General features: G+C 61.3%; 19 protein-coding genes. 2 read left to right on the forward strand and 17 right to left on the reverse strand.

Going from position 1 to position 23,471, the window contains the following annotated elements:
* Nucleotides 1-19: 19 nt before the first annotated feature.
* From VI215_01670 to VI215_01700, 7 genes are all read right to left on the reverse strand, one after another.
* A complete protein-coding gene (locus VI215_01670) occupies nucleotides 20-973 on the reverse strand; it encodes a hypothetical protein (GenBank protein ID HEY6191014.1) in 954 nt (317 codons plus the stop codon).
* A 2-nt stretch (nucleotides 974-975) separates the two neighbouring features.
* Nucleotides 976-1,815: a DUF3108 domain-containing protein gene (locus tag VI215_01675; protein ID HEY6191015.1), complete on the reverse strand. Its 840-nt coding sequence runs from the start codon at nucleotides 1,813-1,815 to the stop codon at nucleotides 976-978.
* A complete protein-coding gene (locus VI215_01680; GenBank protein HEY6191016.1) occupies nucleotides 1,808-2,953 on the reverse strand; it encodes a glycosyltransferase family 9 protein in 1,146 nt (381 codons plus the stop codon). Before VI215_01680 ends, VI215_01675 begins: the two co-directional genes overlap by 8 nt.
* A gap of 76 nt (nucleotides 2,954-3,029) precedes the next feature.
* Entirely contained in the window at nucleotides 3,030-4,337 is a 1,308-nt protein-coding gene (locus VI215_01685) for a TolC family protein (GenBank protein HEY6191017.1), read from the reverse strand.
* Nucleotides 4,334-7,468, reverse strand: coding sequence for an efflux RND transporter permease subunit (locus VI215_01690; GenBank protein ID HEY6191018.1), 3,135 nt, complete (start codon nucleotides 7,466-7,468; stop codon nucleotides 4,334-4,336). The genes VI215_01685 and VI215_01690 overlap by 4 nt, the downstream gene beginning before the upstream one ends.
* A gap of 12 nt (nucleotides 7,469-7,480) precedes the next feature.
* On the reverse strand, nucleotides 7,481-8,536 hold the full coding sequence (locus tag VI215_01695; GenBank protein ID HEY6191019.1) for an efflux RND transporter periplasmic adaptor subunit: 1,056 nt from the start codon (nucleotides 8,534-8,536) through the stop codon (nucleotides 7,481-7,483).
* 211 nt (nucleotides 8,537-8,747) lie between these two features.
* Nucleotides 8,748-9,275, reverse strand: a complete 528-nt coding sequence (locus VI215_01700; protein ID HEY6191020.1) for a hypothetical protein — start codon at nucleotides 9,273-9,275, stop codon at nucleotides 8,748-8,750.
* Nucleotides 9,276-9,402: 127 nt separating this feature from the next.
* Between VI215_01700 and VI215_01705 the strand changes: the two genes are divergently transcribed.
* Complete coding sequence (locus tag VI215_01705; GenBank protein HEY6191021.1) at nucleotides 9,403-11,568, forward strand: S46 family peptidase; 2,166 nt, start codon at nucleotides 9,403-9,405, stop codon at nucleotides 11,566-11,568.
* A gap of 19 nt (nucleotides 11,569-11,587) precedes the next feature.
* On the opposite strand, the gene VI215_01710 is transcribed toward VI215_01705, so the two are convergent.
* The 5 genes from VI215_01710 to VI215_01730 form a co-directional block, all read right to left on the reverse strand.
* Entirely contained in the window at nucleotides 11,588-12,739 is a 1,152-nt protein-coding gene (locus VI215_01710; GenBank protein HEY6191022.1) for an ABC transporter permease, read from the reverse strand.
* Complete coding sequence (locus tag VI215_01715) at nucleotides 12,736-13,863, reverse strand: ABC transporter permease (GenBank protein ID HEY6191023.1); 1,128 nt, start codon at nucleotides 13,861-13,863, stop codon at nucleotides 12,736-12,738. Before VI215_01715 ends, VI215_01710 begins: the two co-directional genes overlap by 4 nt.
* Nucleotides 13,864-13,992: 129 nt before the next feature.
* Nucleotides 13,993-14,991 (reverse strand): ABC transporter ATP-binding protein, encoded by a 999-nt coding sequence (locus VI215_01720; protein HEY6191024.1) that lies wholly within the window; start codon nucleotides 14,989-14,991, stop codon nucleotides 13,993-13,995.
* Nucleotides 14,988-15,923 carry an ABC transporter ATP-binding protein gene (locus tag VI215_01725; GenBank protein HEY6191025.1) on the reverse strand — a complete coding sequence of 312 codons (936 nt, stop codon included), beginning with the start codon at nucleotides 15,921-15,923 and terminating at the stop codon, nucleotides 14,988-14,990. Before VI215_01725 ends, VI215_01720 begins: the two co-directional genes overlap by 4 nt.
* An 8-nt stretch (nucleotides 15,924-15,931) precedes the next feature.
* A complete protein-coding gene (locus tag VI215_01730) occupies nucleotides 15,932-16,855 on the reverse strand; it encodes an efflux RND transporter periplasmic adaptor subunit (protein HEY6191026.1) in 924 nt (307 codons plus the stop codon).
* Nucleotides 16,856-17,144: 289 nt separating this feature from the next.
* Here VI215_01730 and tal point away from each other — a divergent pair, with 289 nt between their 5' ends.
* Nucleotides 17,145-18,278, forward strand: coding sequence for a transaldolase (tal, locus tag VI215_01735; GenBank protein HEY6191027.1), 1,134 nt, complete (start codon nucleotides 17,145-17,147; stop codon nucleotides 18,276-18,278).
* Between the two features lie 8 nt (nucleotides 18,279-18,286).
* On the opposite strand, the gene VI215_01740 is transcribed toward tal, so the two are convergent.
* From VI215_01740 to VI215_01760, 5 genes are all read right to left on the reverse strand, one after another.
* Nucleotides 18,287-19,510 (reverse strand): M24 family metallopeptidase, encoded by a 1,224-nt coding sequence (locus VI215_01740; protein ID HEY6191028.1) that lies wholly within the window; start codon nucleotides 19,508-19,510, stop codon nucleotides 18,287-18,289.
* Between the two features lie 138 nt (nucleotides 19,511-19,648).
* Nucleotides 19,649-21,289: a chaperonin GroEL gene (gene groL / locus VI215_01745; protein HEY6191029.1), complete on the reverse strand. Its 1,641-nt coding sequence runs from the start codon at nucleotides 21,287-21,289 to the stop codon at nucleotides 19,649-19,651.
* Nucleotides 21,290-21,344: 55 nt separating this feature from the next.
* Entirely contained in the window at nucleotides 21,345-21,629 is a 285-nt protein-coding gene (gene groES, locus VI215_01750; protein ID HEY6191030.1) for a co-chaperone GroES, read from the reverse strand.
* Between the two features lie 201 nt (nucleotides 21,630-21,830).
* A complete protein-coding gene (gene rsmI, locus VI215_01755) occupies nucleotides 21,831-22,550 on the reverse strand; it encodes a 16S rRNA (cytidine(1402)-2'-O)-methyltransferase (protein HEY6191031.1) in 720 nt (239 codons plus the stop codon).
* A gap of 13 nt (nucleotides 22,551-22,563) precedes the next feature.
* On the reverse strand, nucleotides 22,564-23,406 hold the full coding sequence (locus VI215_01760; GenBank protein HEY6191032.1) for an NAD+ synthase: 843 nt from the start codon (nucleotides 23,404-23,406) through the stop codon (nucleotides 22,564-22,566).
* Between the last annotated feature and the right edge of the window lie 65 nt (nucleotides 23,407-23,471).

Consider the following 23,471-nt stretch of genomic DNA (forward strand, 5'->3'; position numbering starts at 1 on the left):
TGCGTCGGGGGGAACTCCATCAGCGGACGCGAATCCGCTCGTTGATCATGGCGCAGAGGAGAGGGATCATGATCTCGTGATGCCCGGTAAACATAAATCCTCTCCCGGCGCCCTTCGTGGGCCGCTGGACGACGTTCATCCGCGGCCTGTAGTGCTGAATCATGTCGAAGTTGGCTGTCGTGAAGCCCTTTGCGGGGTAGCGGAGATTTCGCGCCACGGTGAGCGCCTTCAGGAACACTTCGGGGAGAAGGACCGCGGATCCGATATTCATGACGACCCCGCCGCCCTGAAGGTCCTTCACCACATTGCAGAGCACTTTGAAATCCCTGAAGGAGAGCTCGCCCGCGGCCGCGCCGTCCATCGAGGGCTGCTGATGGACGATATCCGTCCCGATCGCCGCATGGACGGTCACGGGTATCCGCAGCCTCGAGCAGGTCGCGAGAAGGCTCAAACCCCTGTTGGGAGCTTTCCGGAGCGCGGTTCCCAGGACCTCTCCGTATCCGGCTTCTCCCGAACGGAAACCGCGCGCGAGCGCGCTGTTAATAAATTCACCCGTCTCCCGGACCATGCCGAACGTGCCGTTGAGGAGGTTCGATTCCACGTCCTCGGAGGTCTTACCCCAGAGTGCGAGTTCGACGTCGTGGATCGCGGCGGCGCTGTTCATCGAGAGGCACGTCACGATGCCGCGTTTGAGGAGGTCGATCAGGAGCGGAGAAAGGCCGACCTTGATGACGTGAGCTCCGATCAGCGCGATCACGGGCTTCCGCCGGCGGTGCGACGCGGCGATGTCGCCGACAAAGAGGCGAAGATCCTCCGCCGCAAGCACGCGGGGGAGCGACCGGACGAACGATGAAAAGGGTTGGCTGCCGGGACGGTAGAGCCCGGCGAGGTCCTCGAGGCGTACTTTGCTCTTTCTCTTCCGGAGTGGGATTGTCCTGACCCGGCGCAGGTCGATCTGTTTATAGGCGGCCATCCCTAATCGTCCTCAATTTTTGAATCGATCCGACCGTTGATCCCCCTGTACCTGAGAAGCTCCGAATCGACGGAGCCGATTGCGATCTTGGTGCTCACCCTCACTGGCATTTTCCGCTCGTCGTCCGTAAGCCATACATAGAGCCTCCCTTCGCTCCGGAACAATCCCCCTTCGTGGGCCATCGGCTCGATCACGATGCACTTGAACTTTCCCGCTTCCACCTCGATTTCCTGCCGGCCCCGGAACCTGACGTCGAGCTCGTAGGTGGAATCCTTGTAGAAATTCTGCAGGTGGATCTTCTCCCCCGCTTTGAAGCGGCTGTAATCGACGGAGCGCGAAAAGTATAAGGCCGACATCATGTCCTGGACGTACGGAGGGATCGCACGCGTTCCTTCGGTCGTCTTTGCGACGTGGCGAACCTGATCGAACTCGGCCTTGAAATCCTTCCGGTACCCCCCCTCGCGGAGATGTTGTTCGAACCGCCAGGGAAAGAGCCCTTCCGCGTCGATGACCGAATTGTACCTGTCCTCCACCTGGTAAAACATGTCGAAGAACGGTTTTGACTTGAGCCTGAACACCACGCTGTAGCACTTCTTTCCCTGATAGACCGTGTCGGAGACCGTAAGGGATGCCTCCCCCGCCGTCACGCCGAGATAGTTCACGTCGAAGTGCAGCTCCTCGCCGGCCGCGAAGGCCCGGTTATGGATGCGGCGCAGCGTGTCGGCTGCGGGATCCGGCTCTACGTTCACCGGCTGCGGCACGCCCGGACCCGCGGCGCCGATGAAGCATGCCAGGCCCGCCAGAATAAGAAGTCCGGCCGGGAGCCGTCGGCCCTCAGTCATTCGGCAGGAATGCGAGAGCCGCCCGAAAGACTTCTTCCACCCCGATTGAATCCATGCATTCACAGCGCCCGTCTCCTGATCCGACACACTTCGAGCAGTCCGAGGGTTTGCCCGCAGGCGAGAAGATGGTTTTCTTCTGCGTGTAGGGGCCCCATCTCGTTGCGTTAAGAGGAGTCACCTGCGGGTACAATCCGATCACCGGGGTGCCGACCGCCGCGGCAATATGAAGCGGTCCGGTCGAATTCGCGATAAAAAGAGATGCGAGCTTCGCGAGCGCGGCATATTCCCTCAGGTTCAGCCGTTCCGCAAGCACAAGAGCCCGTTTCGCGGAGAGTTCCCAGACCCGCCGGACGAGCCGCTCTTCCGCTTCGCTCCCCGCAATCACCACCCTGACATCCTGAAGCTCCGCCAGCCGCCTTGCGAGCAGGCCGAAATTGTCCGCGCTCCAATCCCTCGCCGATCCTCCGCTCCCGGGATGGATCAGAACGAACCGCCGTCCCCTCTCTATCCCGAGCCCTGCAAGAACTTCTCCGGCCTTTTTCAGGGATTCCGGCGCAACCCGAAGGGTCGGGACGATGTCGTCAGACCCTACGGGGCAGTCGACGGCCTCGAGAAGGTTGAGATTATACTCCAGTTCGTGCTTCCGGGCGTCTTTGCGGTGCTCGAACACCTTCCTGTTGAACAGAAACGAATACCAACGGTAGCCGGTGCCGACGCGAACGGGGATCCGGGCCAGCCTCGTGATCAGGGCCAGCCGGAACATCGGATGGGTGTGGAACACGACGTCGAATTCCTCGCGGCGGATGGCCGCGACCAGCCGGAAAAAGGGAAGAGAGTGCCGGCCGTCGTCGTAATACATCACCTGGTCGACGCCCGGATCGCTCTCGACGATCTCGGATGTATAACGCTGAATCAGGAATGCGATTCGAACGGAGGGGGAGTTTTTCTTGAGGACTCGCGCCATCGGGAGCGTGAGAATCACGTCCCCGATTCTATCGGTGCGGACGATCAAAATGCGGCGAAAATTCTGATCCAATCGTTCGGAGCCCCAGTTCGTTCCTTCAATATACGCCGAATGGGAGTGAATTGCAACGGAAAGGAGGGCCTCCCCGTCTCGTTCCCACGCTCTGCGCCGCAACGAGGAGCCAGAGGCCTCGGTAGGCGCAACCTTCAGGTTGCGTCTCGCTCCCGCGGGGACCGCGGGAGCGAGGAAATCAATGCCCAACCGTGCCGATCGAGCGCCGGAGCCGGATGAGAAACCCGTTGTAATCGGAGAGCGCCTGGATCTTCGTGATCCTTGCATTGGAAAGGGAGAGCTGCGCGTCGGCCGCGTCGATCGCGGTGCCCACGCCCGCGGCATACTGGCGGTCGGCGAGCCGGAAGTTTTCCTCCGCCAGATCCACCAGTTTCGTCGCGGCGGCGATCCGTTCCTCCGCCTCTCTGAGACTCAGGTAGTTCAGCTCGACCTCCTCCCTCACCGATTCCCTGAGGAGCGCGAAATTCGCCTCCTCGGCGTCCGCGGTCGCGCGGGCCTGCTCGACCTGCCCGGTGATGGCGAATCCCTGAAAGATCGGCACCGAGAGGGTCACCCCCGCGGTCCAGCGGCTGAAGAGCGGGAAATCGAAATTGCTCCAGGTCCAGTTGCCGGAGGCCGAAATCACGGGAAGATGCTGGTCCCACGCCGCCGTGGCGAGCGACCGGTCCGCGCCCACGCGCGCCTGCGAGGCGAGAAGCTCGGGCCTCGAGAGCGCGGCATACGTTTGGGCCGAATCGAGCGTCAAGTTGAACGGCGGGACTTCGAACGCCTCCCGAATTTTATAGACGCCTGCGGGGTGGACCCCCATGGAATTCTCGAGGGCGACCTTTGCAAGACGCATCTGGTTGCGGGCCCGGATCAGGTTGACCTCGGCGTTCGCCACATCGACCTCGGCCTTGGTTACGTCCGATTGCGGCCGCCGGCCGACCGAATAAAAGGCCTTCGCCTGCCTCAGGTGCTCGTTCGCCTGCGAGACCGCCTCCTGATCGACGCCGACGACCTCCGTCGCCTGCATGAGGTCAAAATAGGCGAGCTCGACGTTCATCACGACACTCTGCAGGGTGCCTTCCCGGTCCGAGTTGGCCGCATCGACGAACCCGCCCCCCGCCGAAACTCTCCCGATGGTCCTCCCGAAGTCGAAAATGGTCTGCTGGACCTGGAGCCCGGCGGAGTAGGTGTTGTACGATTGGTTGCGCGGCGGAAACGTGGGGTTGAGGACGAACGCGCCGTCGGTCCGGACGAGGCTCGCAGACCCCGTCAACGACGGATAATACGCCGCCCGGGCTTGCGTCAATCCCGCGCCGGCGATCTCGACTCCGGCGGCGGCGGCCAGCAGCGACGGGTGATGTTCAAGCGCAAGTTTCACCGCCTGGTCCATCGTGAGGGAATCGATGCCAGCCTGACTCGACTGGCCCCTCAGCATGGAAACGCCCATGAGCGCCAGCAGCGAGGAGAGCGCGAGGCGCGAGGCAGCCGATCGGGTCATTCCGATTGCTCCTCCGCCGCTTTCATCTCCCGCTTGAACCGTTCTTCAAAAATCGTATAAAGGACCGGGACGAAGAAGAGCGTGAGGGTCGTCGAGACCGTCAACCCGCCGATCACGGCGATCGCGAGCGGAGCCTGCGTCGATTCACCCCCCAGGCCGATCGCCATCGGGATCAGACCGAGCACGGTGGCCAGGGAGGTCATCAAAATGGGCTTCAGGCGCGTGATGCCCGCCCTGAGGACGGCGTCGGCCAGCTCGACTCCCCTCTGTCGAAGGTGGTTCGTGTAATCGACGAGGAGGATGCCGTTGCTCACCACGATCCCGACCATGACGATCACCCCCTGAAACGAGGTCACCGAGAGCGTCGTGCCCGTGAGAAACAGCATCCAGAAGACTCCGATGATTCCGAGGGGAACCGTGAACATGATGATGAAGGGATCGATCAGCGATTGAAATTGAGACGCCATAACCACGTAGACGAGCAGGATCGCAAGCGCGAAGGCAAGAGCCAGATCCCGGAACGTCTTTTGCTGCTGCTCGACGTTTCCGGTGAGCCGGACCTCGAACCCGGGCGGAAGCTCGAGGGCGTCGACTTTCGCCTGGATGTCGGCGGCGACGCTTCCGAGGTCGCGGCCCGAGACGTTGGCGGTGACGTCGATGAGACGCTGCTGGTACTTGCGGTCGATCTGGACCGGCGAGTTCGCCCGCTCGATGACGGCGACATTCCCGAGCTCCACCTGCTGCCCGCTCCCCGTGGTCAGAACGATGTTCTTGAGATCGTCGATGTTCGAGCGGTAGCTCTCGCTCAACCGGACGAGGATGTTGTACTGGTTCCCGTTCACCGGGTCGGTATAGAGCGAGGCGACCGTCCCGTTGATGCAGGTGTTGATCGTGTTCGATACGTCCGCGGCGTTGATCCCGAGGATGCCCGCCTTGTCGCGGTCGATCCTCACGCGCAGCTCCGGGAGGTTGTCCTCCCGGCTCGATTGGACATCCGTGGTGCCGGGTGTCGACTGGACAATCGCGGTGACCTGTTTCGCGAGCGCGGCTCCCGCGTCGATATCAAACCCGCGGATCTCCACGTCGATGGGTGCATTCGAACCGAAGTTGAGAAGGAACCGGAGAATTCCGCCGGGTGAGATGAACAGGGTGGCACCGGGGATCTTCGCGAGCTTGGGACGGACGGCCTTGATGATCTCGAACACCGACCGGTTGCGCAGGCCCGGCTCGACGAGAGCGACCTGGATGTTCGCCGCGTGGCTTCCGGAGTTCCTTCCGAAAAAGTTTCCGCTCCTCGCCGCCGGGACGCCGATGTCGGTGATCATCGCCTGGATCTCGGGAACATTTCTCCTGAGCGTGTCTTCGACCTGCCGCACGAACTGATCGGTGACGTCGGACCGGCTCCCCACGGGGAGCTTGACGGTGATCTGGAACTGGCCTTCATCCTGATCGGGGAAGAATTCGGTTCCGACGAATTTCACCAGCCCCACCGAGGCGACCGCGAGGCCGACAATCGTCCAGATGACCGTCCGCCGGTGGGACAGCGTCCACTTCAGCCTCTTTTCATACCACCGGTCGAGCCCTTCGATGAAATCGTACGACGCGACCCGGAACCGGTCGGAGAGCTTTTGCGATGTCCGGTCGAGGAGTTTTTCCGGGGGAAGCGACTTCAGGCACATCAGCGGCGTGACCGTCCGCGAGACGAAGAAGGATCCGAAGAGCGCAACGGTGATGGTCACCGTGAGCGGTATGAAGAGCATCTTTGCGATCCCCGCGAGAAAGACGATCGGAAGAAAGACGATCACGGTGGTGAGCGTCGATACGAAGATCGGGGAAGCGACTTCCTTCGCCGCCTCCAGCGTCGCCGCCATCTTCGACTGCCCTTCCTTCCGCTCGTTGTAGTGGCGCGAGATCGCCTCCAGCTCGACAATCGAGTCGTCGACGAGCCTCCCGACCGCAAGTGCGAGCCCGCCGAAGGTCATGATATTGAGCGTGACATTTCCGAAACGGAAAAAAATGAAGGCGAGCAGAATCGAGAGGGGGATCGCGACAATAATGATGAGGGTTCCCCGCAGATTCCGCAGAAAGAAGAGGATGATGAGCATCGCGAGGACCGCCCCGAGGAACGCCTCCCGCTGGAGGCCGGAGATGGTCTGCCGGATGTACATCGACTGGTCGAATGAGAGCGACATCTTCACGTTCTCCGGGATCCCGGTCAGCTTGGGAAGGGAACGAAGAACATTATCCACGACCTCCACCGTGTTCGCGCTGGCGAGCTTCTGCACGCTGAGGATCAGGCCCGGTTTCCCGTCGATCCGGATCAATTCTGTCTGTTCCTGATAGCTGTCGTCCACCGACCCGATGTCCTTCAACCGGATCGGGACGCTGTTCACCACCTTCACAATGACGTCTTCCATCGGTTTCACGACATTGAAGCGGCTCTCGGTCTTGAGCGAGTAGTCGAAACGCCCGGTCCTCAGGTCGCCGGAGGGGAGGATCAGGTTCGAGTTGGCGACGGCGTTCAGGACGGATTGGACGGGGATCTGGAGCGCGGAAACGCGGTTCCGGTCGATGGTCACATGGATCTCGCGGATCCGGCCGCCGAGGACCTGCGCGGAAGCCACGCCCGGCAAATGCTCGATCTGGGGCTCGATGACATTCAGGCCCAGGTCGTAAAGGTCGCGCTCGTCCATGTTGCTCGATACCGCAACCCTGCAGACGGGGATGTTCGTCAGGTCGAACCGCAGCACGATCGGCTGCGAAACGCCGGTGGGAAGCTGGCTCAGGATCCGGTTGACCCGCTGGACGACGTCCACGAGCCCGACGTCGAGATTCGCATCCCAGTTGAAATTGATGCGGACCTGGGAGACCCCCTCCCTCGTGGAGGACTGCACATAACTGACGTCGTTGACCGAGCTGACGCCGCGTTCGATGAAGACGGTGACCGATTGTTCCATGTCCAGCGGGCCCGCACCGGAATAAAACGTCACCGTGCTGACAACGGGAACGGTGATATTCGGAAGGAGGTCAACCGGAAGCTGCTGGAACGAGACGAATCCCAGGATGAGGATCGTCATCGCGAAGAGAAATGTCGAAATCGGGTACCGGAGGGCGAGCCGCGTCAGCCACATGGGATCACTCTCTCAATGTTGTAGAATCACGGGAGAGCCGTCCTTCACAAATTGCTGTCCGGTCGTAATGACGCGCTCGGAACCGTCCAGCCCGGAGAGGATCTCCGTCCGCGTGTCCTGCTCGATGCCGGGCTTGACATCCTTACGGTGCGCCGCATCGCCGTTGAAGAGAAACACGAACGATCCCCGGTCGTCCTTCAGAAGAGCCTGTGTCGGGACTGTCACCGCATTCTGGTGGACGTTCACAACCAGCGTGACATTGGCGAACATTCCCGGTTTCAACAGGTGCTCCGGGTTCGGGATATCGATCTCGACCGCCATGGTCCGCGTCGAGAGGTCCACCGCCTGGCTGTACCGGGCGATCGAGCCCTGAAACTCCTTCCCCGGGAACGCATCGACGGTGATGACCGCTTTCTTTCCGATTGCGATCAGCGGGATGTCCTTTTCCAGGACGTTGATCGAGATTTTCATCGCTTCGAGTCCCATGAGAGAAAACAGGGGGGTGCTGCTGGCGGTGACCACTGCTCCGGGGTCGAGGTACTTCTTGGTGATGTAGCCCGCGAAGGGCGCCGTGATGTGGGCGTAGGCGAGCCGGGTCCTCGCCGTCTCGTAGTTCGCCGAGGCGATTTTCAAAGCTGTTCCGGCGTTATCCAGATCCTGTTTCGCGAGGAGGTTTTGCTCGGCGAGCTCCTTCGTCCGCTTGTAATTGATTTCGGCATTCTCATACGCCGCCTTCATCTGCATATGTTGCTGCGCGAGCTCCGCCGTATCGATCAGAGCGAGCGGCTGGTTCTCCCTCACCGGCGTACCGATATCGACATAGACCCGCTCGATGCTTCCGCCGACTTTGGAAATAATCGTGGCCTGGCTCACCGAAACCACGTCTCCCGTGAACTTGAGCTGGTAGGTCACGCTCTCCCGCCGGGGGGTTTCCGCCCGCACGAGCGGGGCGGCGGACCGGCGGGACGGATCCGCCGAACTTCCTCCGGCGACCTTCACGATCACCACGACCGCAACGGCGGCGGCCGCCACACCGGCGGAGAGGAGAAGCCACTGCTTTTTCTTCATGCGCACTGACCGGGATCTTGAATGAATGAGAGCGGGCGGCGAACCATCGCCTTCCGCACGCGGTGGAGGGGATAATCGACTATGTGACTCTAATGGCCCAAGTATACAAAATGCACATTTCGTTGTCAACTGCGGGCGGCGGGGCTGTCATTGTGAACAGTCCGCACCCTCAAAAGATTCCGGGAAAAGATTCCGGCGAGGCGCCGGCCGGTCAGGAGAGGAACGCTTTGGGGATGGGGTTGCCGGGCCGCTCCGCCTCCCACAGGATGGAGAGGATCCAGAACCGGTAAGAGTCCTGCACGAGCTGGATGCTGTTGATCCCGCGCTGGAACGGCGCCGGATCGGCGAGGGTGTAGCGGGATTCATAGGTGCTCAGGATGTGGACCATCGATCCGAAAACCGCCGAGCGGCGGGCGATCTCCTGTTCCTGAAAACCCCGCCGTTCCAATCCGGTCGAGACGACGTCCACGCGGGAGCGGGAAATAAACTCCTCCACGTCGAGCACCTCCAGCTCCGCCCCGCGTTCCGCCCGGGGAGGAATGATCCTCCCATCCGGGTGGAAGAGCGCGCGGAGCCGGTCGAAATCGGGCTGGCTGCCGGGCGGGAACGAAACCGACTCGTACATCGCCCGGATGAGCGCGTCGGTCGTGGCGACATCCGGCGGGGCGACGGAAGGGGAATTATTGCTTCCGCGCCGGGGGGTCGATTGCTTGGCCATGAACGGGTTCCTTCGGGTCATGCGTGACTTCCTGACAGGGGTGACCGAATATACGCCGAATGGGGTTGAGTTGCAATTTGATTTTGAGCGCCGAGTTGAGTATGTTCATGCGCCCCAACCACGTCCCCAAACCCAATAGGAGTCTTCCATGAAGAAAACGGTACTCACTGTCCTTTTGACTTGCGCCAGCCTTCTCCTCTTCGCGGCATGGACCGCGCCGGATGAAGGGATGTGGATGATGAACCAGCTCGACAAGCTGCCGTGGCCCGAGATGCAGAAGCACGGGCTCCACCTCACCCCCGCTCAAATCTACAACCCGGACGGAACGAGCCTGAAGGACGCGATCGTCCTGCTCGGCGGCGGGACCAGCTCGTTCATCTCGGCCGAGGGGCTGATCCTGACCAACCACCACGTCGCCTTCGGCGCGATCCAGTCGGTCAGCTCGACGCAGGACGATTTTCTGAAGAACGGGTTTTACGCAAAGACCCGGGAAGAAGAGCTTTCGATCCCCACCTACCAGGCGCAAATCGTCATGAGCCAGGAGGACATCACCTCCCAGGTTCTCGACGGAATCGGGAGCGACATGCCTCCCCCACAGCGGGCCGACTCGGTCCGGGTGCGGTTGCTTCGGATCTCGCAGGCCGCCTCGCGGAAAACCGGGTACGATTGCCGCGCGTCGGAATTCTATAACGGCGTGAAATATTTCATGTTCGCCTACCAGGTGCTCCGCGATGTGCGGCTGGTCTACGCGCCCCCCGAGGCGATCGGAAACTACGGAGGGGAAGTCGATAACTGGTACTGGCCGCGGCACACCGGCGATTTCTCACTGATGCGCGCTTACGCGGCCCCGGACGGCAAGCCCGCGAAATACGCCAAAGAAAACGTCCCGTTCAAGCCGAAGGCGTTCCTTCCGATTTCCGCAAAAGGGTACGATGAGAATTCCTTCGCGATGATCATGGGATTTCCGGGCAGGACGTTCCGGTACCGGACCGCCGCCGAGATCCAGCTCGCAAAAGAGGAGACGCTCCCCCTCACGATGCAGTTTTTCAAGAAGCGGATGGATATCATCGAGGGGGCCGGAAAGACCGACCGCGGCGTGGCCATCCAGTACGCTTCAAAATGGCGGGGCCTTGCGAACACGTTTAAAAACTACGAGGGCACGCTCGAGGGAATGCGCCGCTCCGGCGTCCTCGGGGAGCGGCATGAGGAAGAACGGAAGTTTCTCGAATTTTTGCGCTCGAAACCCGACCTGGAAGCCCGGTACGGGGACGTCCTTCCCGGGATCGCCAAGACGCAGGAAGAGTTGAAGATCTTCAATCAGAAACAGATCGGGTACAACAACCTTGCCGGCGGCTCCGACCTGCTTGCGATCGCCCTCCGGTTCAACACGCTTGCGAATCATTTCGCGAAGGACTCGGCCGGAACGAACAGACCGCCGGAAAGCGAGCTTCAATCGCTCAAGGATTTTCTCCCCCGGGCGCTCAAGGACATCAATGTGAACGTCGACAGGGAACTCCTGACCGGGCTGCTCCTGATGAACGCGGAGCTCCCCTCCTCCCAGCGCCTCCAGATCGTTTCCCACGTCGCGGGATCGCGGACCGGCGCGGACCGCGAGAAAGCGGTCAGGGAATACGTCAAAGACCTCTTCGAACATTCCAAATTGACGACGCTGGAAGGATGCATGAAGCTGGCCGATAAACCGGCCGGCGAACTGCGCGAGGACGAGCTGGTAAAATTCGCGATGGAGCTCGACAAGGACAACATGCCTCTCCAGGCGTCGACCGCCTCCTACAACGCCAAAATCGGCGCTCAGCGGGCGAAGCTCCTGGAGGCGTGGATGGCATGGAAAGGCCCCGATCTCTACCCGGACGCGAACCGCACGCTCCGCTTTACCTACGGGCAGGTGAAGCCGTACGTCCCGCGCGACGCCGTCCATTATGATTTCGTCACCACCCTGCACGGCGTCATGGAAAAGGAAACCGGAGAGGATCCGTTCGTCGTCCCGCCCCGCCTTCGGGAGCTCTGGGAAAAGAAGGATTTCGGGCCGTATGCCGATGCCCGCACGCACGACATCCCCGTCGCGTTCATCGCGGACCTCGACATCACGGGCGGAAACTCGGGGAGCCCGGTGATTAACGGCACGGGGGACCTGATCGGGATCGCGTTCGACGGAAACTGGGAAGCGGTGGTGGGAGACTACCTCTTCCAGGACGACCTCAACCGCACGATCAGCGTCGACGCCCGGTACATTCTCTTTGTCCTGGACAAGTTCTCGAACGCGCAGAACATCATGAAGGAGCTGGTGATCCGCTGACGCGGCGCCCGCCGGGGTCCTAGCCGAGCCTCTTCCGGAACCTGAGAACGCTCAGGGTCAGGATGGCGACGCCGAAGACGACGAGCGCAAGCGCCTGGGGCCAGAGCTCTGCGAGCGACGCGCCCTTCAGGAAGATCCCGCGCACGATCTCGAGGAAGTAGCGGAGCGGGATCAGGTAGGTGATCCACCGGATGACCGCCGGCATGTTCGCGATCGGGAAGGTGAAGCCGGAGAGAAAGGTGGACGGCATGAAGAAGAAAAACTGCGCGATCAGCATCGCCTGATGCTGCGACTTTGCGATCGTCGAAATGAACAACCCCAGGCCCAGCGTCGTGAGGATGAAAAGCACACTCAGGCCGAAGAGCAGCGCCAGGCTCCCCACCAGCGGCACGCCGAACCAGAAGTGCGCGATCGCCAGCACGACGATCACGTCCAGGAAGCCGATCAGGATGAACGGAATCAGTTTTCCGAGGATCAGCTCGTACGGCTTAATCGGCGTGACGAGGAGCTGTTCCAGCGTGCCGATCTCTTTTTCCTTGACGATGCCGAGTGACGTCAGCGTCATCGTAATGATCATCAACACCGTTCCCATCACTCCGGGCACCATATAGTTAGTGCTCCGCAGGTCGGGATTGAACCAGATGCGCGGCTCCGGCAGCACCCTTCCGATACGGGCCCCGGCCGGGGTCCTCGCCTGGCTCAGAAAGATGGCCTGCGAGTACGACTGGACGATCTGGTTCGCGTACTCCAGAAGGACGCTCGCCGTGTTGGCATCGGCGCCGTCGAGGACCACCTGCACCTGCGCCGTCTCGCGGCCCGAGAGCTTCGACCCAAACCCCGAAGGAATGACCAGCCCGATCGACGCCTCCCCGTCTTCGATGAGGCGGTCGAGGCCGCCGGGCGTATCGACCGCCCGCCGCTCGATGAAGTATGGCGTGTTCGTGAACTCCTGGATCAGGGCGCGGCTCCCGGCCGTCCTGTCCATATCGCACACCGCGAGGTTGCTATACTTGATGTCGGTCGTGGCCGCGTATCCCAGGAGGAGCACCTGCAGGATCGGCGCGATCGTCGAGACGCTCAGCATCCTCTTATCCTGCCGGACCTGGTAAAATTCCTTCCTGACGATCTCGAGGATCACCCGGAGGCTCGCCCGCATCCCCGCGCCGCTCATGAGACCCTCTTGTGCATTCTCGTGACCGCGAGCCCGATCATCACCGCCGCAAACGCCCCCATGCACGCGAACTGCTCCCAGAGCGACCCGAAGCCCGCGCCCTTCAGCATGATGCCGCGAACGGCGACCAGGAAGAACTTGTTCACCGCAAGGTTGGAGAGCACCTGGAGGACGACGGGCATGTTGGAGACCGGAAACACGAACCCCGAGAGGAGGAACGAGGGGAGCAGCGAGCTGAAGACGGAGAGCATGAACGCGACCTGTTGCGAATCCGTGATCGTCGAAATCAGGAGCCCCTGGCCGAGCGCCCCCAGGACGATCGTGAAGATCGCCGCGAAGAGGAGAAGCAGATCCCCCTTCACCTGGACGCCGAACAGCACATAACCGAAGACGAGGATCGCCGCGGCTCCCGCCATACTCATCAGAAGGTAGGGAACGGTCTTCCCGAGAATGACCTGCATCGGCGTGAGCGGCGAGACCATGATCTGCTCCATCGTGCCCCGCTCCTTTTCCCGCACGACCGTCATCGAGGTGGAAACGACGGCGGTCAGCACGAGAATGAAGCCGATCAGTCCCGGGAGGAGAAACTCCGTCGTCCGGAGGTCAGGGTTGTACCAGATCCGGGGCTGAAAATCGATCGGGAGGTACTGCTGCTTCCCGGTCCGGCTGAAGGCGGCGGCGACGAGGCGGGTGGAGTAATCGAGCGTCATCCTCGTCGCGTTCGCGACCGCCTGGCCCGAGGTATTCGCGTCGGCGCCGTCGACAAGGATCTGGACCCTGGCGTCCCGGCCGGCGAGGAGGTCGCTTGAGAACCGGGGCGGCACCACGATCGCGATCTTCGCCCTTCCGTGCAGGAAGTGCTCCTCGATCTCGGGATATCCCGAAACGTCGTAGAGATCGTCGAAGTACTCGGTATGCTTGAACATCTCGAGATACGCCCGGCTCCCGGAGCTCTTGTCCTGATCGTAGATCGCAAGCGGAATGTGCTTCACGTCGAAGTTGAGGGCGTAGCCGACGAGGATGATGAGCGCCGCCGGGAGGACGAGCAGCATCCCGAGAGAAGTCGGATCGCGCCTGACCTGGCGAAACTCCTTGACGATGATCGGTTTAAGAGCTTTGAACATACGCGTTAGGCTTTCTCCTTGACTTCCGGCTCCCACTTTTGATTGTCATCCTGAGGGAGCGGAGCGACCGAAGGATCTCGTTCCTTGCAAGACGAGATCCTTCGCTTCGCTCAGGATGACATGAATCGACTATCCCGGGTCGCGGCGAGTAGCCACGTCCTGATCCAGCAGGAACAAAAAGACGTCCTCCAGGGAAGGAACGATACGCTCGATATGTTGAATGCCGATTCCCTTGCCGGAGAGCGCCTGCTCGATCAGCCGGGCCCCCTCTATCTCGTCGTCCACCATCACGTGAAGAGAGGTGCCGAAGACCGAGGTCTCGATCGCCCAGGGCTTCTCCCTGATGGTTTCCAGGGCATCGACCGTATTCCCCGCCGGAGACACCTCGAGGATGGGCCGGGTGATGCGTTCCGTCTTCAATTCGACCGGGCTTCCGCCGGCAATGAGCTTTCCCGCGTTGATGAGCAGGATGTCGTTGCAGTATTCCGCCTCGTCGAGAAAATGCGTCGTCACAAGCACCGTGGTCCCGTGCGAGGAGAGCTCGTTGATCAATTCCCAGAAATTTCTGCGCGACACCGGGTCGACTCCCCCGGTCGGTTCGTCCAGGAAGACGATCTCGGGCTCGTGCAGGATCGCGCACCCGAGCGCGAGCCGCTGCTTCCACCCGCCGGAAAGGGTCCTGGTGAGGCTTTTTTCCCGGCCGCGAAGTTCCGCCATCCTGAGCACCCACTCCATCCGGTCGTTGAGGCGGTCGTTGCGCAGCCCGTAGACGCCCCCGTAGAACCTGATGTTCTGTTCGACGGTCAGGTCGTCGTACAGGGAAAACCTCTGGGACATGTAGCCGATGGAAAGCTTCACCAGCTCGGTCTGCGTGTTGATGTCATAGCCCCCCACGCGCGCCGTTCCGGAGCTCGGTTGAAGAAGCCCGCAAAGCATCCTGATCGTGGTCGACTTCCCCGCCCCGTTCGCCCCGAGGAAGCCGAAAATTTCACCGCGCTTCACGGTGAAACTCACGTCATCGACGGCGGCGAAGTCGCCGAATTTCTTGGTGAGATGCTCTACTTCGATTGCCGGCCCGATCGCGTCTGCTCCCCCGGACCGGTTCGGGGTCTCCGGTGGTCGCTTCATGGGGGCGCCCCGGACGCGGGCGTGTGCGTCATGAGAGAGATGAAGACGTTCTCGAGGGAGGGCGTGATCACCCTCGAACTCGCGATCCGGATTCCTCCGGCGCGGAGGAGCGATTCGACCGGAGGGATATCGCGCTCCGCCAGGTCGACGATCACGTTCAACCGGTCTCCGAACGCCTGGACCTCCCTGACGCCGGAGCGCCGTTTCAGCAGGGCGAACGCCTCCCTCACCCGGTCGCAGACGATCTCCACCACGAAGCCCTGCATCGATTCCTTGATCGCGGCAGGGGTGTCGCTTTTCAAAATCGTCCCGCCGTTCATCAGTGCGACGCGCGAACAACGCTCCGCCTCGTCGAGGTACGGGGTGCTCATGAGAATCGTGATGCCGCTCGAGAGCAGGCTCTGCAGGATTCTCCAGAAATCCCGCCGGGAGACGGGGTCGACTCCGGTGGTGGGCTCGTCCAGGAGGAGGAGTTTCGGGGTATGGACGAGCGTGCAGGCGAGCGCGAGCTTTTGCTTCATGCCGCCGGAGAGTTTATCCGCGAGCCGCTTCCGGAACGGCTCGAGGCGCGTGAACTCGAGCAGTTCCTCGCGCTGCCTCCGGAAATCGTAAACGCCGTTGATCTCCGCGAAGAACTGTATGTTTTCATCCACGGTAAGATCGCCGTAGAGCGAAAAGCGCTGGGAGAGGTAGCCGATCTCCCTCTTCAGGAGGTCGGCCTCGCGCACGATGTCATGGCCGAGAACCGTGGCGGTCCCGGAACCCGGCGCGAGGATGCCGCAGAGCATGCGGATCGTGGTGGTCTTTCCGGAACCGTCGGGCCCGACAAGACCAAACATCTCGCCGGCCCGGACCTCCAGGGTGAGACGGTCGACCGCTTTGTACTCGCCGAAGGACTTCGACAGGCCGGCTGTTTCGACCGCAAGCTCCATGCCGCCCCCTACTTCGCCCCGGTTTCCCGGAGGGTCGCATCGGCCGGCAAGCCCGGCTTGAGCTCGCCGTCCGGGTTGGGGATCTCGATCTTCACGCCGAAGACGAGCTTGGTGCGCTCCTCTTTCGTCTGGACGTTTTTCGGCGTAAACTCGGCGGTGGGCGAAATGAAGACCACGCTCCCCTCGAACGATTTCCGGGGGTCGGAGTCGGTCTTCACGGCGGCTTTCTGTCCGAGCCGGACCCTGCCAAGGTCCTGCTCGTTGACGTAGATGGTGAGCTTCACCTTGTCGAGATAGGTGATGCGAAGGACATTCATGCCGACGGTCACGAGCTCTCCCGGCTCGACGGACCGGAGCGAGACGGTCCCCCCCGCCGGGGCCACGACGGAGCAATCCCGGATCCGTTTCTTCCAGAGGTCCGCCTGCGCCGCGGCCAGATCGCGTTTCTCGCGCGCCCCTTCGATCTCCTCGGGGCGTGACCCGTGCCGGAGCTTCTCGTACGTCTGCTGGGCCGCGGTGTAGCGCGCGTAGGACTCGTCGTACTGCTTCCGGGTGACCGACTGGGAGTCGAGAAGCGTCTTCATCCGTTTAAAGTCCGCCTCGGCGACTTTAAACGCCTCCTCCGACTGAACGATATCCTCCTTCCGCGAACCTGCTTCGGCAAGCCGGTAGGCTGCCTCGAAGGAGGCCAGGTTTGCAGCGGCCTGGCGGAGCTGGATCCGGTATTCGGTATCGTCGAGGACGACAAGCGTATCGCCGGCGGACACGCGCGAGCCTTCTTCGACCCGCACCTCTCTGACCCTCCCGGCGACCTCCGTTCCGATGTTGACGTCGGTCCCCTCGATCGTCCCGGAGGAGGAGATCTCCGTGCCGCCGTTCCCGGAACAACCTGCCAGGACGAGTGAGAAAAGGATGGGGATCATCTGTTTCATGAACACCTCAGAAAGTGAGCATTGCCAGAGATTTTCGGTGCTTACCATCCTAACATCGACGGCAGATTCACACCTCGTCTGTCATCCTGAGAGAGCGCAGCGAACGAAGGATCTTCCACATCGACTAGCAAGATCCTTCGCTTCGCTCAGGATGACAGGATTTTCCCCGGACCGTCGAGCCCCGCACGAGGTGAATTTAACAAAAAATAAGTGAAAATGTCTGATAATATCCGTATGTTTCATCAGGGGAAAACGTATTTCAAAAGAGAATCTCACCGGAGCAAACGACATGAACGCACTTCAGCAGCTCGACCGGCTCGGGCAGAGCATCTGGTTCGACAACATCAGCCGCAGCATCATCACCGGAGGAACGCTCTCGAAACTTGTCGGGGAGGGGCTGCAGGGAGTCACCTCGAATCCCACGATCTTCGACAAGGCGATCTCCGGCGGGCACGACTACGACGATCAAATCCGTGAGCTCGTCGAAAAAAATCCGGGAATCGGGCCGGTGGAAATCGAGCAGGAATTGATGATCAGGGATATCCAGATGGCGGCGGACGTGCTGAAGCCCGTCTTCGCGCGGACCGGGGGCCGGGACGGTTACGTCAGCGTGGAGGTCAACCCCCACTCCGCGCACTCCACGGGTGCGACCATCGAGGAGGTCCGCTTCTTCTGGACCAGGATCGCGCGCGCCAACCTGATGGTGAAAATCCCCGCGACGAAGGAAGGGCTGCCGGCGATCGAGCAGGCGACTTCCGAGGGGATCAACATCAACGTCACGCTGATTTTCTCGGAGGGGCGGTACCGTGAAGTGGCGGAGGCCTATCTCAAGGGCCTGGAGCGGCGGGTCGCAGGGGGCGGGAGCATCGCGAACGTCGTCTCCGTCGCCAGCGTGTTCGTCAGCCGCGTCGACACGCTCGTGGACGACCTGCTCGCGAAGAAGATCGCGGCGCCGGGGAACGCGAACGATGTCGCCGGGTTGCGCGCTCTGCTCGGCAAGACCGCCGTCGCCAACTCGAAGTTTGTCTATCAGGCGTTCAAGGAGATATTCCGGGGCGGGGCTTTCGAGACGCTCAGGCGCAACGGCGCCCGCGTTCAACGGCCCCTCTGGGGAAGCACCGGGACGAAGAACCCGGCCTACGGGGACCTGAAGTACGTGGAGGATCTCGTCGGTCCGGATACCGTCAACACCGTTCCCCCGAAGACCTACGAAGCGATCCTCGACCATTTGAAACCCGCCCTGACGATCGAGCAGGGGCTCGACGACGCGGCGGCTTCGTTGCGGGGTCTCTCCGCGGCGGGAATCGACCTCGGATGGGTGATGCAGAGGCTCGAAGATGAGGGCGTCGCGGCGTTCGAGAAATCGTTCGACGATCTTTCCCGGACGCTTCTGGAAAAGCAGGGCGAGCTGATGCACGCCTGACGGGAGGCCTACTTGAGGAGGGCCAGGACCTCCTGCTGGCGCGGCTCCCCCGGCACGATCACTTCGCGCCCGTTTGAAATATAGACATTGATCTCGCTCCGGATGCCGAACTCGTCCAGGAAATAGATTCCGGGCTCGACGGAGAAGGCGGTTCCGGGAATAATGACCCTCTCGTCCCTCGTTTCAAGGTTGTCCAGGTTCGCTCCGCTCCCGTGCAGGTCCTCCGTGATCGAGTGTCCGGTCCGGTGAATGAACCGGTCGCCGTGTCCGGCCCGGACGATGACCCCCCGCGCCACGTCGTCGACGTCGCACCCCCTCACCTGCTTCCCCTCGGCGAACGACCGCTTCAAAAAGTCCACCGCCGCGTCCCGGGCCTCCTTCACGATCTTGAAAATCGAAGCATACTTCTCGGGCACGGTACGCCCAAGGTATCCGACCCAGCAGATGTCGTTGTAGGTGGCGCCCGGCTTGTTCTTCTTGGCCCACAGGTCGAGGAGGACGAAATCCCCCTCGCGGATCTCGGAGTGGAGTTCGCGGGTCGGCTCGTAATGGGGATTTCCGCTGTTCGCGTTCACGGAACAGTTCGGGGCCTCCGTGCTGACGAGGCCGCTCTCGCGGAACCGTCCGAGCATGAACTGCTGGACGTCGTACTCCGTCAGGCGTTCCCCCCTCTTGACCGTATCCGCGATGAACATGAACGCTTTCAACGCGATCGAGTGCATCGACGCCGCCGTGTCGAGCGTGTCGTAATAGGCCTCTTCAGACCACCTCGATTCGAAGTACTGGGTGAGATTCATCGATGACACCACTTCCACACCCGTTTTCCTGACCATTTCGACGGTGCCGGCGTCGACTTTCGAGATGTAGGGAATCGCGTTTCCGGGAGAGTACTCCATCGCCACCGTTTTCAGGCCCGAAAGAATCTTCTTCAGGCCTTCCTCCAGGGATTGCCAGCTCAGGAAAATCACCTTCTCCCCCGGCAGGTGGTCCAGGTTCCAGCGCTCGATGCTGTGGACGAGCTTCTTCGGTTCGCCGTTTGCCGGAATCAGGTAGAAGAACCTCCGGGTCGTCAGGATGTGCGCCGGAATCCCGAGAATCCGCTGGGCGAACTCGTTCCGTTTCCAGAAATCATAAAACAGCCAGCCGTCGATCTTCTGCTCGCGGAGAGCTGATTGGATGGCGCGGATCTTTTCTGCCGCGGCAGGTGTGACGCTTTCTTGCGGAGCAGGCATCGGTGTCATGCGGGTTGATCGTGGTTGTCGGGTCCGGTCAATATACGCACGGCCCGGCGTAAAATCAATAAAAAACCCCCGGCATCGGTTGAGGCCGGGGGTTTCGGTACTGTTCGAAGAGCGGGCTCTTCGAGGAGCTTAGTACATGTCTCCCATTCCGCCGCCGCCGTGAGGAGGCATCATCGGAGCCTTTTCCTTCTCGGGCTTCTCGACGATCGTCGCTTCGGTGGTCAGAAGCAGCGCCGCGACGCTCGCGGCATTCTCGAGCGCGATGCGGGAGACCTTCGTCGGATCGATCACACCGGTCGCGATCAGGTTTTCGTACTTCTCGGTCTGGGCATTGAATCCGTAGTCGTCCTTGCCCTCCTTGACCTTGTTCATGATGACCGCCCCTTCGAGGCCGGCGTTCGTCACGATGATCCGGATCGGCTCCTCGAGGGCTTTCCGGATGATCTCGATACCGATCTTCTGGTCCTCGTTGTCGCCCTTCAGCGTGAGCAGCTTGTCCTGAATCCGGAGGTACGCGACACCGCCGCCCGGAACGATTCCTTCCTCGACGGCTGCGCGGGTCGCATGGAGCGCGTCTTCAACGCGCGCCTTCTTCTCCTTCATCTCCACTTCGGTCGAGGCGCCCACCTTCAGGACCGCCACGCCGCCGGAGAGCTTCGCGAGCCGCTCCTGCAGTTTTTCCTTGTCGTAGTCGGAGGTCGTCTTGTCGACTTGCGCCTTGATCTCGTTGATGCGCTTCTTGATGTCGTCTTTCTTCCCGGCGCCCTCGACGATGGTCGTGTTGTCCTTATCGACCGTGATCTTCTTTGAGGTGCCCATGGAAGAGAGCTGCGTGTTTTCGAGCTTGAATCCCTTTTCTTCCGAGATCACCGTGCCGCCCGTGAGGATCGCGATATCTTCCAGCATCGCTTTCCGGCGGTCGCCGAATCCCGGCGCTTTCACAGCCACGACCCGGAGGGTTCCGCGGAGCTTGTTGACGACGATCGTCGCAAGCGCCTCGCCCTCGATGTCCTCGGCGATGATCAGGATCGAGCGGCCCGCCTGGGCGATCTTTTCAAGAATCGGCAGCAGGTCCTTCATGGCGCTGATCTTCTTGTCGTGGATCAGGATGTAGGGGTCTTCGAGCGACGCCTCCATCGTGTCGGCGTCCGTGACGAAGTAGGGCGAAAGATAACCGCGGTCGAACTGCATTCCCTCGACCCACTCGACGTTCGTTTCGGTGCCCTTGGCCTCTTCAACGGTGATCACGCCGTCCTTGCCGACCTTCTCCATCGCGTTTGCGATGAGTTCGCCGATCGTACGGTCGTTGTTCGCGGAGATGGCGCCGACCTGCGCGATCTTCTCCTTGTCATCGCCCACCGTCTTGCTGATCTTCTTCAGCTCTTCGACGACCTTCTGGACCGCCAGATCGATTCCGCGCTTCAGGTCCATCGGATTCGCGCCGGCCGTGACGTTCTTCATTCCCTCGCGGACAATCGCCTGGGCCAGCACCGTCGCGGTGGTGGTCCCGTCTCCCGCGACGTCGGAGGTCTTGCTTGCGACTTCTCTGACCATCTGGGCGCCCATGTTTTCGATCGCATCCTCGAGCTCGATTTCCTTCGCGACCGTGACGCCGTCCTTCGTAATCGTCGGGGCTCCGAATTTCTTGTCGATAACGACATTGCGGCCCTTCGGGCCGAGCGTCGCCTTCACCGCATCGGCGAGCTTATCGACACCCCGTTTTAACGCAGCCCGGGCATCGGAACTGTATGTAATGATCTTCGCACTCATAGCGCTTCCCTTCTTTCTTTAGTTTTTTAGAATTATTGTTTTCTGATGGGTGTGATTACACGATGCCGAAAATGTCGGCTTCCCTCATGATCAGGTATTCCTTGTCGTTGAGGGTGACTTCGGTGCCGGAATACTTGCCGTACAGAACCTTGTCTCCGACTTTCAGGTCGACAGGAACGACTTTTCCGTCATCCGCCCGCCTGCCCGGCCCGATCGCGATGATTTCGCCCACGACAGGCTTTTCCTTTGCCGTATCGGGAAGAATGATGCCGCCCTTTGTCTTCTCTTCCGCAGGGGCGGGTTTGACAACGACGCGATCTCCTAATGGCTTGATGTTCATTGCTCTATCTCCTTAAAATAAGGTATCAGGTGTTTATGGATTTACATTGATGTGAGAGACCTCGCAACAACAGAATGGCACTCCACCGACGTAGCGGGGTAAATATACACATTTCTAACAAAGAAATCAAGTTTTCGGGTTCCCGCCGGGCAGGGGGAAAGGCGTGCCTGGCCCGTTCCGAAGGGTGGAACCGGAACCCGGTCAGGGGGCGGGATTCCTCCCGGGACCGGGTTTCGCTGGGGCTCCGGCAACGACGATCACGAACTCGCCGCGGACCGTATGATGGAGGAAGTGTTCCAGGACCTCGCCGGCGCTGCCCCGGACGACCTCCTCGAATTTCTTGGTCAGCTCGCGGGCGACCGAGATTTCGCGCTCCCCCAGCGTCTCCCGGAGTTCCCGGAGCGTTTTCAAAAGCCGGTGGGGGGATTCGTAGAGGATGATCGTGCCCTCCTCTTCGCGGAGGAGTCCGAGCCTGGTCTTTCTCCCTTTTTTCACCGGAAGAAAACCCTCGAAGGCGAACCGCGGAGACGGAAGCCCGCTGACGATGAGAGCGGGCAGCAGGGCAGACGCCCCCGGCACGGTTTTCACCGGGATCCCGGCCTCGAGCGCGGAGGAGACTACTCTGAAGGCGGGATCGGAGATCCCGGGCGTGCCCGCATCGGAGACGAGCGCGATCGACGACCCGGACCGGAGTTTGGAAAGAAGCTCCGGAGCGCGGCGGGCTTCGTTATAACTGTAGTAACTGATGAGAGGTTTTCGGATTCCGTAATGGTCGAGGAGGATTCTCGTGGTGCGCGTGTCTTCCGCAGCGATCAGGTCCACTTCCGAGAGGGTGCGCACCGCACGGATCGAGATATCCTCGAGGTTCCCGATCGGGGTGCTGACGATGTAGAGGGTGCCCTTCTGAACCGGCGGGTTCATGTCCGGGGGATGTTCAGGTCCCCCAATCGCGGGAATAGCGGAAATCGACGTTGACGGTGCGGTGGGAGATTTTTGCGATGACCGGGGGCCTCCGCTTGAACTGGTTCCTGCGGACGAGCTCCCGGACCTTTAGAATGAAGTTCTTCTCGAACCCGAGCTCGATCAATTCGGGGTCGGTCCGCCGTTCGTCCACCATGCAGTAGAGGAGGCGGTCGGCCAGCTTGTACGAAAACCCGAGCTCGGTTTCGTCGGTCTGGCCTTCCCAGAGGTCGGCGGTGGGCTTCTTCCCGATGATATCCGCCGGAACCCCCGCCTCTTCGGCGAGCTGCCATACCTGGGTCTTGTACAGATCGCCGATCGGATTCAGCGCGCAGGCGGTGTCACCGAACTGGGTGCCGTAGCCGAGCAGGATTTCGGACTTGTTGCTGGTTCCGATGACGAGAGCGGATTCCCGGGCGGAGCGGTCGTAGAGGACGATCATCCGTTGGCGCGCCATTACGTTTCCTTTTCGCACGTTGTCCATCCCGTTGCCCGAGTGAAAGAAGGGCTCGACCATGGGGGTGATATCGACGGTTTCAGTCCGGACGCCCGCCTGCAGGGCCACCCTTGCGGCGTCCGCCGCGCTCGCCGGACTGCTTGTCCTGTAGGGAAGGAGAAGCGCCGTCACGTTATCTTTCCCCAGCGCCTCCGCCGCAAGGAGCGTGACAAGAGCCGAATCGACCCCTCCCGAGAGGCCCACAATTCCCCTTGAAAACCCCGCATTCCGGACCTCGTCGCGGATGAACTGAACCAGCATTTCCCGCACGATTCGGGGAGGAAGCTTCAAATCCGGAGCGCCGATACCCGATGTGTCCATTTGAAAAGATAGTGAAAACAGGCGACCAATTCAAATTATCCTCCCCCCGGGGAGCGGTAAACCCT

It is taken from the genome of Bacteroidota bacterium, assembly GCA_036522515.1.
Classification (GTDB): domain Bacteria; phylum Bacteroidota; class Ignavibacteria; order UBA10030; family SZUA-254; genus VBOC01.

Bases quoted from the DNA above. Each gene is read 5' to 3' on its own strand.
- VI215_01670 (HEY6191014.1), bottom strand. From the start codon at position 973: ATGGCCGCCTATAAACAGATCGACCTGCGCCGGGTCAGGACAATCCCA.
- VI215_01675 (HEY6191015.1), bottom strand. From the start codon at position 1,815: ATGACTGAGGGCCGACGGCTCCCGGCCGGACTTCTTATTCTGGCGGGC.
- VI215_01685 (HEY6191017.1), bottom strand. From the start codon at position 4,337: ATGACCCGATCGGCTGCCTCGCGCCTCGCGCTCTCCTCGCTGCTGGCG.
- VI215_01690 (HEY6191018.1), bottom strand. From the start codon at position 7,468: ATGTGGCTGACGCGGCTCGCCCTCCGGTACCCGATTTCGACATTTCTC.
- VI215_01695 (HEY6191019.1), bottom strand. From the start codon at position 8,536: ATGAAGAAAAAGCAGTGGCTTCTCCTCTCCGCCGGTGTGGCGGCCGCC.
- VI215_01700 (HEY6191020.1), bottom strand. From the start codon at position 9,275: ATGACCCGAAGGAACCCGTTCATGGCCAAGCAATCGACCCCCCGGCGC.
- VI215_01705 (HEY6191021.1), top strand. From the start codon at position 9,403: ATGAAGAAAACGGTACTCACTGTCCTTTTGACTTGCGCCAGCCTTCTC.
- VI215_01710 (HEY6191022.1), bottom strand. From the start codon at position 12,739: ATGAGCGGCGCGGGGATGCGGGCGAGCCTCCGGGTGATCCTCGAGATC.
- VI215_01715 (HEY6191023.1), bottom strand. From the start codon at position 13,863: ATGTTCAAAGCTCTTAAACCGATCATCGTCAAGGAGTTTCGCCAGGTC.
- VI215_01720 (HEY6191024.1), bottom strand. From the start codon at position 14,991: ATGAAGCGACCACCGGAGACCCCGAACCGGTCCGGGGGAGCAGACGCG.
- VI215_01725 (HEY6191025.1), bottom strand. From the start codon at position 15,923: ATGGAGCTTGCGGTCGAAACAGCCGGCCTGTCGAAGTCCTTCGGCGAG.
- VI215_01730 (HEY6191026.1), bottom strand. From the start codon at position 16,855: ATGAAACAGATGATCCCCATCCTTTTCTCACTCGTCCTGGCAGGTTGT.
- tal (HEY6191027.1), top strand. From the start codon at position 17,145: ATGAACGCACTTCAGCAGCTCGACCGGCTCGGGCAGAGCATCTGGTTC.
- VI215_01740 (HEY6191028.1), bottom strand. From the start codon at position 19,510: ATGCCTGCTCCGCAAGAAAGCGTCACACCTGCCGCGGCAGAAAAGATC.
- groL (HEY6191029.1), bottom strand. From the start codon at position 21,289: ATGAGTGCGAAGATCATTACATACAGTTCCGATGCCCGGGCTGCGTTA.
- groES (HEY6191030.1), bottom strand. From the start codon at position 21,629: ATGAACATCAAGCCATTAGGAGATCGCGTCGTTGTCAAACCCGCCCCT.
- rsmI (HEY6191031.1), bottom strand. From the start codon at position 22,550: ATGAACCCGCCGGTTCAGAAGGGCACCCTCTACATCGTCAGCACCCCG.
- VI215_01760 (HEY6191032.1), bottom strand. From the start codon at position 23,406: ATGGACACATCGGGTATCGGCGCTCCGGATTTGAAGCTTCCTCCCCGA.